12 protein-coding genes are annotated in these 14,705 nt (G+C 69.8%); 3 read left to right on the top strand and 9 right to left on the bottom strand.

What is annotated here, in order from left to right; genetic code table 11:
* Positions 1-223 precede the first annotated feature (223 nt).
* The 3 genes from CCO03_RS11080 to CCO03_RS11070 form a co-directional block, all read right to left on the bottom strand.
* The gene (locus CCO03_RS11080) at positions 224-1,219 is read right to left on the bottom strand and encodes a Bug family tripartite tricarboxylate transporter substrate binding protein (protein WP_087281038.1); all 996 of its coding nucleotides are present in this window, start codon (positions 1,217-1,219) and stop codon (positions 224-226) included.
* 277 nt (positions 1,220-1,496) lie between these two features.
* Complete coding sequence (locus CCO03_RS11075) at positions 1,497-3,134, bottom strand: AMP-binding protein (RefSeq protein WP_087284564.1); 1,638 nt, start codon at positions 3,132-3,134, stop codon at positions 1,497-1,499.
* Between the two features lie 119 nt (positions 3,135-3,253).
* Positions 3,254-4,243 (bottom strand): Bug family tripartite tricarboxylate transporter substrate binding protein, encoded by a 990-nt coding sequence (locus CCO03_RS11070; RefSeq protein WP_087281036.1) that lies wholly within the window; start codon positions 4,241-4,243, stop codon positions 3,254-3,256.
* 309 nt (positions 4,244-4,552) lie between these two features.
* Between CCO03_RS11070 and CCO03_RS11065 the strand changes: the two genes are divergently transcribed.
* Positions 4,553-5,440 carry an SDR family NAD(P)-dependent oxidoreductase gene (locus CCO03_RS11065; protein ID WP_087281034.1) on the top strand — a complete coding sequence of 296 codons (888 nt, stop codon included), beginning with the start codon at positions 4,553-4,555 and terminating at the stop codon, positions 5,438-5,440.
* Positions 5,441-5,940: 500 nt separating this feature from the next.
* Here the strand turns inward: CCO03_RS11065 and CCO03_RS19780 are convergent, their stop codons facing one another.
* A complete protein-coding gene (locus CCO03_RS19780) occupies positions 5,941-6,108 on the bottom strand; it encodes a hypothetical protein (protein ID WP_157667646.1) in 168 nt (55 codons plus the stop codon).
* A 168-nt stretch (positions 6,109-6,276) separates the two neighbouring features.
* Between CCO03_RS19780 and fumC the strand changes: the two genes are divergently transcribed.
* Positions 6,277-7,671 carry a class II fumarate hydratase gene (gene fumC / locus CCO03_RS11055; protein ID WP_087281032.1) on the top strand — a complete coding sequence of 465 codons (1,395 nt, stop codon included), beginning with the start codon at positions 6,277-6,279 and terminating at the stop codon, positions 7,669-7,671.
* A 245-nt stretch (positions 7,672-7,916) separates the two neighbouring features.
* On the opposite strand, the gene CCO03_RS11050 is transcribed toward fumC, so the two are convergent.
* Positions 7,917-8,873 (bottom strand): LysR family transcriptional regulator, encoded by a 957-nt coding sequence (locus tag CCO03_RS11050; protein ID WP_087281030.1) that lies wholly within the window; start codon positions 8,871-8,873, stop codon positions 7,917-7,919.
* 96 nt (positions 8,874-8,969) lie between these two features.
* Here CCO03_RS11050 and CCO03_RS11045 point away from each other — a divergent pair, with 96 nt between their 5' ends.
* Complete coding sequence (locus tag CCO03_RS11045; protein WP_087281028.1) at positions 8,970-10,160, top strand: MFS transporter; 1,191 nt, start codon at positions 8,970-8,972, stop codon at positions 10,158-10,160.
* Positions 10,161-10,488: 328 nt separating this feature from the next.
* On the opposite strand, the gene CCO03_RS11040 is transcribed toward CCO03_RS11045, so the two are convergent.
* The 4 genes from CCO03_RS11040 to CCO03_RS11025 all read right to left on the bottom strand — a co-directional run bounded on the left by CCO03_RS11040 (position 10,489) and on the right by CCO03_RS11025 (position 14,585).
* Positions 10,489-11,679 carry a multidrug effflux MFS transporter gene (locus tag CCO03_RS11040; protein WP_087281026.1) on the bottom strand — a complete coding sequence of 397 codons (1,191 nt, stop codon included), beginning with the start codon at positions 11,677-11,679 and terminating at the stop codon, positions 10,489-10,491.
* A gap of 150 nt (positions 11,680-11,829) precedes the next feature.
* Positions 11,830-12,369, bottom strand: coding sequence for a MarR family winged helix-turn-helix transcriptional regulator (locus tag CCO03_RS11035; protein ID WP_087281024.1), 540 nt, complete (start codon positions 12,367-12,369; stop codon positions 11,830-11,832).
* Between the two features lie 667 nt (positions 12,370-13,036).
* Positions 13,037-13,543 (bottom strand): GNAT family N-acetyltransferase, encoded by a 507-nt coding sequence (locus tag CCO03_RS11030; RefSeq protein ID WP_087284562.1) that lies wholly within the window; start codon positions 13,541-13,543, stop codon positions 13,037-13,039.
* Positions 13,544-13,598: 55 nt separating this feature from the next.
* Positions 13,599-14,585 (bottom strand): Bug family tripartite tricarboxylate transporter substrate binding protein, encoded by a 987-nt coding sequence (locus CCO03_RS11025; protein ID WP_087284561.1) that lies wholly within the window; start codon positions 14,583-14,585, stop codon positions 13,599-13,601.
* Between the last annotated feature and the right edge of the window lie 120 nt (positions 14,586-14,705).

Here is a 14,705-nt window from a genome sequence, read left to right as displayed (position 1 = left end):
GCTTGAGTTTCATGCGCCCGTCTTGAGGAACGCGCTTTTCCGAAATGTCCAGGCGTCGGGTCGCCGCAGACCGAGCACGAAGCCCCGGTCTGCTGGCCGGCCGCATCCGTCCCACAAACGGCCGGATATCTGCGCCAACCAGCGCTTTGCAGCTGGCGCAGTGGTCGGTGCGAAGGCCAAGGCAGGTGCGGGCACCCCGTTGTGCGCCGTCACCAGCGCTGCCTCACTCCATGCTGATCTTGCGGGCGCCGATCAGCGCCTGCCACTTCTTGCGTTCGCTGTCCATGAAGGCCTCGTGCGCGGCCATGCTGTCGGGCTTGTGGGTGACGGCGCCCTGGTCGGTGAAGACCTTTTGCAGCGCCGGATCCAGCAAGGCCTTGTCGATGGCGGCCTTGAGCTTCTGGGCCAGGTCATCGGGCACGGACTTGCGCACGGCGATGCCATACCACACGCCGGTGTCGAAGCCCGGCAGCGTGCTGGCGATGGTGGGGATGCCCGGCAGGAAAGGCACGGCGGCCTTGCTGGTGACGGCCAGCGCGCGCACCTTGTTGCCCTTGATCTGCGGCACGGCGGTGCTGGGCGCGTCGAAGATCACGTCGACCTGGCCGCCGATGATCTCGGTCATCGCGGCCGCGCTGCCCTTGTAGGGCACGTGCACCATGTCCAGGCCGGCCTTGTCGGCAAACAGCTCGCCCGTGAGGTGCAGGGAGCTGCCCACGCCGACCGAGGCGAAGTTGACCTTGCCCGGGTTGGCCTTGGCGTGGCTCACGAAGTCGGCCACCGTTTTGTAGGGACGGTCCATGGGCACGACCATGATCAGCGGCACGTCGACCACGACCGACAGCAGCTTGAGGTCGCGCTTCACGTCGTAGGGCAGCTTGGGGTAGAGCAGCGGGTTCAGCACCATGGTCGAGCCGGCGACGATCTCCATGGTGTAGCCGTCGGCCGGCTCGCGGATCAGGGCCTCGGTGCCCACGGCGGTGTTGGCGCCGGGCTTGTTGTCCACGATCACGGGTTGGCCCAGGTCCTTGGCCAGGTAGGTGCCCAGGGCGCGGGCCACCGAGTCGGTCTGGCCGCCGGGCGGGAAGGGCACGATGAGCTTGAGCGGCTTGTCGGGGTAGGCGGCCCAGGCCGACAGCGGCACCGTCAGGCTGCAGGCGGCCAACGCCGCAAGGCTCAGGGCGTGAAGGCGGCGGCGGGACAAAGCGGTGGTGCGCATGGGGGGACTCCTGGGGGGTTAAAAAAAGGGGGCAGTATGGTGATGTGGCCGTTTATTCAAAAACGGGAGTGGATGCATACTGCTCGGTAGGCGGCGTGCAAGGAGGCGACGCGCCAGTGTCGCGAGCTGAGCACGCCGGGCGGGCTGGCGCGGCCGGCCGCCGTTGCATCGGCGCGCGCCACCCGGCTTGACCCGTCATCACGGACCCAGGCCGGCGGGGCCGCGCCTCGGCCGGCTCGAGGCCGGCAGTCCGGGGCGCCTGCGATGCGCGCATGCGTCAGGCCGCGGGCTGCAGCCGCTGGCGCAGCGTGACCTTGGAGACCTTTTCCAGCGTGCCGCGGGGCAGCTCGTCCACCACGTGCACCTGAACCGGCACCTTGAAATCGGCCAGCTTGGCGCGGCAGGTGCTCAGCACGCGCTCGATCAGGTCGGCGTGCTCGGCCTGCGGCAGCGTGGACAGCACGAAGGCCACGGGCAGCTCGTCGCGCAGCGGGTCTTTCAGGCCGACGATGGCGGCCTCGGCCACACCCGGCACGGTGGCGATGACGCGTTCGATCTCGGAGGCGGCCACGTTTTCGCCGCCCACCTTCAGCATGTCCTTGTCGCGGTCGGCGAACTGCATGCAGCCGTTCGGCAGCAGCGTGATGCGGTCACCGGTGATGAAGAAACCGTGTTCGTCGAACGAGCTGGCCGTGGCTTCGGGGTTGTTCAGGTACTCCTTGAACAGCGACACGCCGCGGCGGCCGCGCACGCGCAGGTGGCCGGTCTGGCCCATGGCCGTGGGCGTGCCGTCGTCGTTCAGCACGCGGATGTCGTACGCCGGCGAGGCCCAGCCGATGGAGCCCAGCGGCGAGGGCAGGCCGGGCATGGAGCAGATCGCGTGCGAGATGGTTTCGGTCATGCCGTACCAGCTCAGGGTCTGCACGCCCAGCTCCAGCGCCATGGGCACGTCGCGCGCGCCCATGCCCCACATGCGGAAATGGTGCTGCGGCGCCGGGCCCTGGGCGTGGATGGCGCGCAGGCAGAACGGCACCATCGAGCCCCAGGTGCAGCGGTTGCGCACGGCCACGGGCCAGAAGCGGCTGGCCGAAAAGCGCGGCTGCAGCACGATGGAGGCGCCGGCCCAGAGCGAGGCCAGGAAGGAGTAGCCCAGGGCGTTGAGGTGGAACAGCGGCATCTGGATCATGTGCACGTCGTCCGCCTGCAGGCCCTCGTGCAGCGCGTTCTGCCGACCCGAGAACAGCGCGTTGGCATGCGTGAACAGCACGCCCTTGGGACGCGAGGTCGTGCCCGAGGTGTACTGCACCGACATGCTGCGCTCGGGGTCGGCCGGCAGCGCTGGCAGCTCGCGACCCTCGCCGCGGGCGATGAACTGCGCCCAGGTGAGGTGGGCGGGCAGCTGGGCCGGCACCGTCTGCTGCTGGCCGATGTCGTCCAGCAGCACGACCCAGCCCAGGCCCGAGCTGGCGCCCAGCGGCAGGCGGTCGGCCAGGCCGGTCTGGCTGATCACGCCCACGGCCTGGCTGTGGCTGGCGAAGTAGTCCAGCTCGTCGGGTGCGCTGCGCGTGTTGGTGGTGACGGCGACGGCACCGAGGCGCGCGCAGGCGCACCAGGCGAAGAGGAATTCGGGGCAGTTGTCCAGGTGGATGAGCACCGTGTCACCGGCCTTCACCCCTTGCGCGAGCAGCGCGCGCGCCGTGGCCAGCACGTGGTCGCGGAAGGCGGCATAGGTGTAGGCCTTGGCCTGGCCTTCGCTGCCGTCGGCCTGCTGGAAGGGCTCCCAGGTCAGGAAGGTCTTGTCGGGGTGGGCGCTGCTGCGCGAGTCGAGCAGCCAGTTGAAGTCCAGCCCGGCGTAGGGGTGAACCGTGGCGTGGTGCTGGGCGAGGGAAGCGGGCAGGGAGGCTGGGGCGGACATGGCGGTGCAGCGGTGGGCCTGGCAAGCGGGGGGCACGTGCGGGCCGTGCAGTGCCACCATGTCAGGCGGGTTATGGGGTATGGATGAATTGCCGTTGTCTATTCAACGGCAATTCGGCATTACTCCAGGTGGATGTTGCGACTCTTGATGAGGTCGGTCCAGCGGCGGTCTTCGCTGGCCAGGAAGCTGGCGATCTGCTCGTGCGTCATCGGCTTGCGCGGCAGGTTGCCCAGGTCCGTCACCTGCTTTTGAAAGGCGGGGTCGAGCAGCGCCTTGTCGACGGCGGCCTTGAGGCGCTTGCCCGCTTCGTCGGGGATGCCCTGGCGCGTGATGATGCCGAACCACAGCGTGCTCTGGTAACCCGGCAGGCTCTCGATGATGGGCACGCCCTCGGGCACGAAGGAGGCGCGGTCCCTGCTGGTGATGCCGAGCAGCCGCAGCTTGCCGGCCCGCACGTGCGGCAAGCTGGTGGTCGGGCCGTCGAACATCACGTCGATGCGGCCGGTCAGCAGGTCGGACATGGCCGGGGCGCTGCCCTTGTAGGGCACGTGGGTCAGGTCGATCCTGGCCATTTGCTCGAACAGCTCGGTCGACAGGTGCACCGAGCCGCCGGTGCCCGTCGAGCCGAAGGTCAGCTTGCCGGGGCTGGCCTTGGCCAGGGCGATGAACTCCTTGACCGTCTTGGCCGGGTGGTTGGCGGGCACGACCATCATCATGGGCATGTCGGTCACCGGCAGCAGCAGCTGGATGTCCTTCTTGGGGTCGTAGGTGATGTTCTTGAGCAGCAGCGGGTTCTGGATGAACGAGGGCGCACCGGCGATCAGCATGCTGTAGCCGTCGGCCGGGTCGCGCAGCAGCTGCTCCAGCCCGATGTGGGTGTTGGCGCCGGGCTTGTTGTCCACGATGACCGGCTGGCCCAGCTCCTTGCTGATGTAGTTGCCCAGCGCGCGGCCCAGCGCATCGGTCTGGCCGCCAGGCGGAAAGGGCACGATGAGCTTGAGCGGCCGGCTCGGGTAGGCGTCGGCCGCGCGCGCCGGCAGCGCAGCGGTGGACAGGGCGGCAGCGCCGAGCGCCATCACGGCGCGGCGGGAGATGGGGGTGGATGTCATGGTGTTTCTCGACCGAAAAGGTGCCGGAACAGGACGAGCGCGCACCGGCAGAGGCGCTGAGGGGGCGCGCGGCGACCGCGCCTGGCGGGGGCGAGCCTGACGCGCTGCAAGAGCGCGCAATGTAGGGGTGGGGTGCCGAATGGCGTCTAGGGTTAGTACCTAGTGGTTGTCGCCGGCTGGACATGGCGCGGCCGCCTGCCAACGCCCGGGGTGCACCGAGCTGCCTGTGCGTGACGCCCGCCGCGGTCGCCAGCGTCTACAGTGGCCGGGCCGCCTTGCTGCGGCACTGGCCCATCTTCAGGAGACAACATGGATCAATTTCAGGACAAGGTCGCCGTCATCACCGGCGCAGGCTCGGGATTTGGACGCGAGTTCGCACGCGACGGCGCGGCGAAGGGCATGAAGCTGGTGTTGGCCGACATCGACGAAGCGGCGCTGCAGGAGACGGCGCAGCTCGTGCGTGCGCAGGGCGCCTCGGTGGTCACGCGCCGCACCGACGTGTCCAAGGCCGCCGAGGTGCAGGCCCTGGCCGATTTGACGCTGGCCGAGTTCGGACAGGTGAACCTGCTGTTCAACAACGCCGGCGTGGCGCTGAGCGGCCTGTGCTGGGAAGGCAGCGACACCGACTGGCAATGGTTGATGGGCGTGAACCTGTACGGCGTGGTGAACGGGCTGAACGCCTTCGTGCCGCACATGCTGAAGGCGGCCCAGGCGGACCCGGCCTACCAGGCGCACATCGTCAACACGGCCTCCATGGCCTCGCTGACGGCGGCACCGACTCTGGGCATCTACACCACCTCCAAGTACGCCGTGATGGGCCTGAGTCAGACCCTGTGGCAGGAGCTGAGCCTGCTGACCCAGCAGGTGCGCTGCTCGGTGCTGTGCCCCTGGTTCGTGGCCACAGGCATCAACAACTCGCAGCGCGTGCGGCCGGCCGAGCTGGCCCGCGCCACGCCCAGCCGCCCCAGCGGCAGCCTGCTCAACCAGGGCGTGGCGGCCGGCACCATCGACGCGGCCGACGTCTCGCGCATGACCTATGACGCCGTGAGCGAGGGGCGCTTCTACGTCTTCACGCACCCGCAGATGGTCGAGAACACGCGGCCGCGCTTTGAAGGCATGCTCACCGGCGCCAACCCGGCCGAGCTGTATGCGGCCCAGCCCGAGATGCGCGCCGCCTTGCGGGCCAGCCTGAGCTGATGGCCGCGCCGCACGGCGCACGCACCGCGTTCATGGCGTGTCAGCCATGAGGCAGCTGGTCCTGCTGGCAACCATGGCGCTGCTGGCCCTGGGGCCAGGCCGCGAACACGCCCTGCAGCGGCAAGAAAGGCGGGGTCGCGCATTGCGCCGGCTCGCGCTTTGTGGGCCAGGACGGCTCGATCAGCGCCAGCAAGCGCGTGTGCGAGGCCGGCGCTGCGCCCGCGCGCCGGGGCTTGCTGCAGCCGCCCGGCGGCCAGGCGAGGCAGCGGGCTGCAGCTGCCGCAGTGGCCTGGTGTGCACCGGGCCGCGCGGCGGGCGCTACTGCCTGAGCGACTCGGGGCGCAAAAGCGACCTGCGGCAGCAGGAGCGGGTGGGGAGCGATTCCAAGGCCTTGCCCATGCCGGGTTTGTCATCTCCAGACATGGCCGATGGGGTGGTCAGTTTTTGCGGAGTATGACGCGATCTACGATGGTTGAATATCGACAGATCGGCCATACTGCTCAAGCTTCATCTTGAGATGCGTGAAACATTGACGACGTGCTTACGCCCCTGTCGGTGTCGGCGGTGCGCTGTGTGCCGCTGAACGAGTCTGCAGGTGCAAGGCCCACCTCGGTGTGCAGGCCCGGCTTGGTGTTGGCCATGGCGATCAGCTCCTTGCGGTTGGCCATGGCGTGCTCTGATGAGCGGGGGCTCGAAGAGGTCGCCCGTGCATCCGGCTTAACCCTGATTCCAGGATGGGGCAAGCGCAGCGGCCACCGCGGGCGGCCGCCATGCGTTAGCCTCTCGCCCGCTTCAATTCGATTTGATTCGCATTTGCATCGCTTCAGGAGAACGAGATGACGGCCACCCGCCAGGAAAAAGACACGTTTGGACCCATCGATGTGCCCGCGGACAAGCTCTGGGGGGCGCAGACCCAGCGCTCGCTGCAGAACTTCAAGATCAGCAGCGAAAAGCAGCCGGTTGAGATCATCCGCGCGCTGGCCCAGGTCAAACGCGCTTCGGCGGCGGTGAATCATGCATTGGGCCTGCTCGACGGCCAGAAGAAAGACGCCATCGTGGCGGCCGCACAAGAGGTCATCGAGGGCAAGCACCCCGACGAGTTCCCGCTGGTGGTCTGGCAGACCGGCTCGGGCACACAGTCCAACATGAACCTGAACGAGGTCATCGCCAACCGAGCCAGCGAGCTGCTGGGGGGCGAACGCGGCGAATCGCGCCTGGTGCACCCCAACGACGACGTGAACAAGAGCCAGTCGTCCAACGACGTGTTCCCCACGGCCTCGCACGTGGCGGCCGTCGATGCGCTGACGAACAAACTGCTGCCCGCCATCGACTTGCTGCTGGGCACGCTGGCCGCCAAGGCCCAGGCGTTTGACGACATCGTCAAGATCGGCCGCACCCACCTGCAGGACGCCACGCCGCTGACCCTGGGCCAGGAGATCTCGGGCTGGGTTGCGCAGCTGGAGCATGGCAAAAAGCATGTGCTGGCCGCATTGCCGCACCTGTACGAACTGGCGCTGGGCGGTACGGCCGTGGGCACGGGCCTGAACGCACCCAAGGGCTATGCCGAGGGCGTGGCCCAGGAGCTGGCCGCCATCACCGGCCTGCCGTTCGTGACCGCGCCCAACAAGTTCGAGGCCCTGGCCTCGCAGGATGCGCTGGTGCACGCCCACGGCGCGCTCAAGACCCTGGCCGCCAGCCTGAACAAGATCGCCAACGACGTGCGCTGGCTGGCCAGCGGCCCGCGCAGCGGCATCGGCGAGCTCAGCATCCCCGAGAACGAACCCGGCTCGTCCATCATGCCGGGCAAGGTCAACCCGACGCAGAGCGAGGCCGTGACCATGCTGGCCGCGCAAGTCATGGGCAACGACGTGGCCATCAACATCGGCGGCATGTCGGGCAACTTCGAGCTCAACGTGTTCCGCCCGGTGGTGGCCCACAACTTCCTGCAGAGCGTGCGCCTGTTGGCCGACGGCATGGTCAGCTTCAACGACAACTGCGCGGTCGGCATCGAACCCAACCGCGAGCGCATTGCGCACCTGGTGCAGCAGTCGCTGATGCTGGTCACCGCGCTGAACCCGCACATCGGCTACGACAAGGCCGCCTACATCGCCAAGAAGGGCCACAAGGAGGGCCTGAGCCTGCGCGACGCGGCCATCGCGTCGGGATACGTGACCGGCGAGCAGTTCGACGCATGGGTGGTGCCGGCCGACATGGTGGGCAACCTGCGCTGAGGCGGCGCGGAACACTGGATGCAGTATGGCCTGGTTCTCGTTGTTGAATCAATGAGAACCGGGCCATACTCTTTGGTCTGTGGTCAACACGCACGCGCGGCTCCGCGTGGTACGGGGTCGTCCACCGCGCGAACGGATGGCTGGCCGACTCGCAGCGACGATCGCGAGTCCCTGGCGGCGCGGCCACGGCGGGCTGTGGCCGTGCTCGCGCTTGGCCCAACGCCGGGGGCTGAGGCGCCCACGGTTCAGGCCAGCGTGGCGTCGCCGGACTCGTCGGCCCCGGTCAGCCGGGGCACAGCCGCCCGCATCGCCGCTACGAAGCGCAGCAGCCGCGACGGGTAGTAGCGCGCCTGCGGGTAGACGATGTAGACGGGCAGCGGTGGTGCCTCCCACTGCGGTGCCAGGTGCAGCAGCCGGCCCTGGGCGATGTCGTCTTCCAGCAGCCAGGCCGAGCCCGCGCACACGCCCAGGCCTTGCAAGGCCGCGCTGCGCAGCGCGTACAGGCTGTCGGTGCTCACGCGGGGCTGCAAGGCGATGCGCGCGAGCCGGCCGCTGGCGCGGTGGCGCAGCGCAATCTCGTGGCGGTAGAAGGTCTGCAGCGCCAGCCAGGGCAGGGCGGCGAGTTCCTGCGCGTCCTGCGGCGGTGGCGCGCCGCCCAGCAGCTGCGGCGCGCCGACCACGATGCGCGGCACCTCGGACAGCCGCACGGCCACGACCGAGGGGTCGGCGGGCTCGCCGACCTGCACGGCGCAGTCGATGCCGGCGGCGATGAAGTCGCGCACGTCGTCGCGCAGCAGCCACTCCACCGACACGCGCGGGTGCGCACGCAGGAAGCCGGCCAGCGGCGCGACGAAGCGGTCCTGGCCAAAGGCGTGCGGCATGGCCACGCGCAGCGTGCCCTCGGGCTCCTGCTGGGCACCGCGCAGGTCGGCCTCGAACGCGGCCCAGCTGGCCAGCAACTCCTTGGCGCGCACGAAGCAGCGTTCGCCGTCCACCGTCAGCCGCATGGCGTGCGTGGAGCGCTGCAACAGGCGCACGCCCAGCGAGCGCTCGAGCAGCTGCAGCCGCCGGCTCACGGTGGGCTGGGTGGCCTGAAGCTGCGCCGCCGCGGCCGACAGGCTGCCGGCCTCGACGATGCGCACAAAGGTGTCCATGAGCAGCAGGCGGTCGCCTGACGCTGGATGTGGAATCGCGTCTTTCATGCGTCAAGCGTATAGCAATTGTGCGGGCTGAGGTACTTCCAGGAGGGAGGTTGCGCCGCGACACTTGCCGGCGTTGACATCTGGAAAGACCATCTCATGCAAACAATGAATATGAACGCCGAAACGGCGCCCGCCCTGCCGGCCCCGCTGCTGGGCCTGCTGGCCACCGGCGCCGGCATGTCCGTGGCCGCGCTGTACTACAGCCAGCCCATGCTGGGCCGCATGGCGGCCGACCTGCAGGCCACGCCCGGCGCGGCAGGCGCCGTGCCCACGCTCACGCAGCTGGGCTATGCGCTGGGCATCGCGCTGCTGGCGCCGCTGGGCGACCGCTTCGACCGGCGCACCATCATCCTGGTCAAGGCCGCCGTGCTGGCGGCCATGCTGCTGGCCACGGCTGCCGCGCCCTCGCTGCACCTGCTGCTGGCCACCAGCCTGGCGATCGGCCTGGCCGCCACGCTGGCGCAGGACATCGTGCCAGCCGCCGCCACGCTGGCGCCGGCGGCCGAGCGTGGCAAGGCCGTGGGCACGGTCATGACGGGGCTGCTGCTGGGCATCCTGCTCTCGCGCGTGGTCAGCGGCTTCGTGGCCGAGCACTGGCACTGGCGCGTGGTCTACGCGGGCGCGGCCGTCGGCGTGGCGGCCGTGGGGCTGGCCGCCTGGCGGCTGCTGCCGCGCTTCGCGGCCACCACGCGGCTGGGCTATGGCGCGCTGCTGGCCTCGCTGGCGCAGCTGTGGCGAAAGCACCCTGCGCTGCGCCGCGCCACGGCCGCGCAGGCCCTGCTGTCGGTGGGCTTCAGCGCGTTCTGGTCCACGCTGGCCGTGATGCTGCAGGCCGAGCCTTTCCACATCGGCGCCAGCGTGGCCGGCGCCTTCGGCCTGGCCGGTGCCGCCGGTGCGCTGGCCGCACCGCTGGCGGGCAAGCTGGCCGACCGCAGCGGCCCGGCCCGCGTGGCCCGCCTGGGCGCCGCCCTGGCGGCCGTGAGCTTCGCGGTCATGGGCCTGGGCTCCACCTTGCCAGCGACGGCCCAACTGGTGCTGCTGGCCCTGGGCGCCGTGGCCTTCGACCTGGGCGTGCAGGCCACGCTGGTGGCGCACCAGAGCATGGTCTACGGCATCGACCCGGCCGCGCGCAGCCGGCTCAACGCGGTGCTGCTGACGGGCATGTTCGTTGGCATGGCCGCAGGCTCGGCCCTGGGTGCCATGCTGCTGGCCCAGGCGGGTTGGGCTGCGGTGATGGCGCTGGCGGCAGCGGTCTCGGGCCTGGCTTGGTGGCTGCGCCGGGGCTGATGAGGCCAAGCCGAGAGACGGGAGGCTTGGCGAGGGGCGCAAGCCTCTGGTGCTGCGCCCCAAACTGGCCCTTCAACACTCGGATTCAGCGCGTTCACCCGTCAGGAACTCCTGGTGCCGAGGACGCTCGGTCTGGCCAGCGGGGACCTCCGTGTCATGAGCCGCAGCCGCTTGGAGGCGTTGGGATGGTTCACGGTGCGGCACCGTTTCCCCTGAAGCCGCCCTCAAGCGGGCAAGTCACATCGGGATCGGCATGCTGGTGCGCATCCAACCCATCGGGCCGTGGCGATCAACTGGGCGCTGCATGACGCGATGCCACCCCAGGGCCTCACTTCCGAAACGCCAGCCGAAACCCCACGGCCCCGATGACGTTGCCGCCGAAGAGCACGGCCATGGCGGCGAGCAGCGGGTTGCTGCCCAGGCTGACCAGCAGCGTGGCGAGGGCGCCCAGCGCCATTTGCAGGCAGCCGTAGACCCCGGCGGCGGTGCCGACCAGCTCGGGTTCGGCGTTCAGGGCCTGCGACAGCGCGGCAGGGCTGGTCAGGCCGATGCCGATGTTGAAGACCAGCATCAGCGCGATCAGGGCTGCCAGGTGCACCTGGTCGGCCGCGGTGAGCCCCAGCAGCACGGCCGAGAGCAGCAGGCACAACAGGTTGGCCCCCAGCAGCACGCGCTGCAGGGAGACGCGGCCCGCCAGCTGTCGCGTGGCGGCATTGCCCACCGCCATGCCGGCGATCATCAGGCCCAGCGACACGGCCATGGTGTGTTTGCTGGTGTGCAGCTGCTGCGTGAAGATGAAGGGCGCGGCCGACAGGAAACCGTACGAGCACATGGTGGCGCAGCCCCCGCCCAGCGCCATGCTGACGAAGCCGCGCGAGCGCAGCAGGCGCACGTGGTCCTGGCGCAGCCGCTGCCAGTTGAGCTGGCCGGTCGGCTGGCTGGTTTCGGGCAGCAGCCGCCACACGCCGAGCAGCGTGACCGCGCCCATGGCGACCAGCACGGCCAGGATGCCGCGCCAGCCCCAGGCGGCGTCGATCACCGTGCCGGCCAGCGGGGCCAGGCCCGGGCCCACCATCATCATGAGGTTGAGCAGCGCGAGGTTGGCCACGGCCGTTTCGGGCGTGGCGGTGTCGCGCGCGATGGCGCGGCCCAGGGCCAGGCCGGCGCAGCCGCCCAGGGCCTGCAGCAGGCGCGCCCCGATCAGCGTGCCCACGTTGGGCGCCAGCAAGGCCACCAGCCCGGCCAGGGTGTACAGGCTCAGGCCGATCAGCAGCATGGGGCGGCGGCCCAGGCTGTCCGACAGCGGGCCGTAGATGAGCTGGCCCACGCCCAGGCCGATGACGTAGACGGTGATGGTCAGCTGCATCTGGCCCGGGGGGCTGTGCAGCGCCTGCGCGGCGTCGGGCAGGCCGGGCACGAACATGTGGATGGCCAGCGTGCCGGCCAGGGTGACCATCACCAGCAGCCACAGGGGGACTTTGGCGGTGCGGGGGGCTAAGGCCGGTGGGTGCGGGGTCATGGGGCGGTCAAAGCGGTGAGGGCAGGGTGCAGCCGGGCGGCAGTGTCAGCGGCTTGGGATTGTTTGTGGGTGGGGTATGAGGCTGTTGCCGTTTCATTGAAAACGGGAAAGTGACCATACTGCTTCACCTGATCGAATCGTACGCGGCCATCAGGCCGGACCCGATGGCGTGGTGTCGCCCGGGGGCGCGGCGCCGGCCGCATCGGTGTCGGTGGTGTCCGGCGAGGCATCGAGCGCCTGCATGCGGGCCAGCAGCCGCTGCACCACGGCGTGGGTCTGCACGATCTCGTCGGCGGAGAGGCCGTGCAGCACCAGGGCGCGCTCGTGCTCGATGAGGCCACGCAACGCCTGCACTTGCGCTTGGCCTTCGGGGGTGAGCTCGATCTTTTTCACGCGACGGTCGCTGTCGTCCACGCGGGTGATCCAGCCCTTGGCGGCCAGACCGTCGACCAGGCGCACGACCGACGAGCTGTCCAGGCCCAGGGACTGGGCCAGGTCTTTCTGGCGCATGGCGCCTGGCGCGTGGGCCAGGTGCAGCAGCGGCAGCCACAGCGCCTGCGACAGGCCCAGTGGTGACAGCAGGCGGTCGACGATGCGTCGCCACTGCTTGTGCACCTGGCCCATGGCGTAGAGCAGTTCGCGTTGGGCCGTGGCCGAAGGTGCGGCGGACAGGGGATCGTCGGGGGGCATGCGGCGATTGTAGGAAGATGCTTGGCATGCCAACCATTGGCATGCGGGGCAAATCGTCGCCTGGATGACGCCGGCCGCAGCCTGGCGTGCGTGCGGCACGCTGGCTTCTCGGGGTCGGCCGTCGGGTGAGCGTGACGGATGACGCGCTGAACCCCAAGCGGATGGGTTACCGCCGATACCGTGTTCGCCCTCGTGTCGAACGCCGGCGCGTGGCTGGCCGCGTGCCCGCAGCGGTCACGCCGCGCTGGACCTTCACCTTGGGGGCCGGGCCGGACTGCCGCGCTCCAAGCCGTCACACGCCACAGAGGTCGTGCCAGATCGCGTCAGGTCGACGCCAACGGCGTCGATCACGCGCCAAGCGAGGCGTTGGCCTCACTCGGCCGAGAACAGGTCCAGCGACCAGGGGTGCGGCAGGCGGCTGAGCGATCCGGTGTGGAGGGGGGCGCTTGCGCAGCGGTTCAGCCTGGCGAGGAGGGAGGTGAGCGGGGTCTTGCCGAACCTGCAGCACGGTTTCGGCCGACTGCACGACCGAGGGCTCGGCGCCGTTGGGGCTCAGCAGGCCGAGAAACTCGCCTTGTGCGAGTACCGATTGGAATTGGACTCGCTGAAGCGTCGCGGCGTCGCGCCAGGCCCGCAGCTGCAGACACCAGCGTGCGCCGCGGGCGCGTCAGTCCGGAATCAGCCGCTTGCCCATGCTGGTCACGGGATCCACCGCATAGCCCAGGCGGGCGTAGAAGGCTTGCGCGGCGTCGTTGCCCTGGCGCACCTGCAGGCTGAGCTTGGGACAGCCGGCGGCGGTCAGCAGGGCCTCGACCTGCTGCATGAGGCGCGAGGCGTGGCCATGGCGCTGGTGATCGGGGTCCACGGCCAGGTAGTTGACCCAGCCGCGGTGGCCGTCGTAGCCCGCCATCACGCTGGCGATCAGCGGCGCAGCCCCGGCGCCGGGTGTCGCGGGCTTGGCTGGGGCGGAGTCGGTCGGAGCCGCATCCGCCGCGACGGACTCGCCCACGAGGAACCAGTCGGCCTGTACGCCCAGCTTGCGCGCGATGTCCTTGTGCGGGTCGTTCCAGGGGCGTGTCAGCCCGCAGCGCTGCCACAGCGCCACCACCGCCGCGGCGTCAGCCGGGGCAAACGGGCGGATGCGCAGGGTTGCAGTCGTCGGTTGGTCTGACATGGACATGGGGCACCTCCTGGGGTGGCAAGCAGGGCGGGGGCGCGGCGCGCCGTGTTCAGTCGACCTTGGCGCCCGAGGCCTTGACCAGCTGGGCGTAGCGGGCACGTTCGCGCTCCATCAGCGCGCCGAACTGCTGCGGCGTGGTGGGCGCGGGCGTGGCCAGCATGGCGGCAAAGCGGGCCTTGGTGTGCGTGCTGTTCAGCGCGGCGACGAAGGCCTTGTTCAGCCGCGCGATGACGTCGGCCGGCGTGGCGGCCGGGGCCACCAGGCCCCACCAGGTGTCGATTTCGAAGCCCTTGAGCGTGGCGCTCAGCGTGGGCACGCCGGGCAGCATCTCGGACGGCGTGGCCGTGGTCACGGCCAGCGGAATCACCTTGCCGCTCTTGATGTTGGGCGCGGCCGTGGCCAGGTTGTCGATGTTGAAGTCGACCTGGCCGGCCAGCAGGGCCAGCGTGGCCGGGTTGGCGCCGTTGAACGGCACGTGCGTGGCCGTGATGCCGGCGCGCTGCTTGAAGTACTCACCCGCCAGGTGGCCCGCCGAGCCGTTGCCGCCTGAGCCGTAGTTCAGCTTGTCGGGGTGGGCCTTGGCGTAGGCGATGAGCTGGGCCAGCGTGGCGATGCCGTGTTGCTTGGCCCAGTCGGCGTTGACGATGAGCACGTTGGGCACGCGCGCGACCTGGGTGATGGGCGCGAAGTCCTTGGCGGCGTCGAACGGCATCTTGCTGAACAGCCAGGGGTTGATGGCGTGCGTGGCCACGGCCGCCAGGCCGATGACGGTGCCGTCGGCCGGGGCCTTGGCGACGTAGTCCGAGCCGATGTTGCCGCCGGCGCCGGGTTTGTTTTCGACGATGACGGTGCCCAGGCCGTGCGCCTGGGCCTGCTCGGCGATCAGGCGCGACGACACGTCGAGCGGGCCGCCCGGCGCATAGGGCACGACAAGGCGGATCACGGTGTTGGCGTGGGCCAGCGGGGCAGACAGGCCAGCCAGCGAGCCCAGGGTGAGGGCGGCGCCGGTGTGCAGCAGGTGGCGGCGAGTGGTCATGGTGGTGTGGGTGAGGGTCAAAGAATCAAATGGAGTATGGGCCAGTTTGCGATGCATTCAAAACGGCAAGAGGTTCATACTCCGTGGGTCAGGCGATTGGCGGAGTGACTTGTTGTACCG

This window comes from Comamonas serinivorans (assembly GCF_002158865.1).
Lineage (GTDB): Bacteria > Pseudomonadota > Gammaproteobacteria > Burkholderiales > Burkholderiaceae_C > Comamonas_E > Comamonas_E serinivorans.
This window is presented reverse-complemented; position numbering and strand designations above follow the sequence as displayed.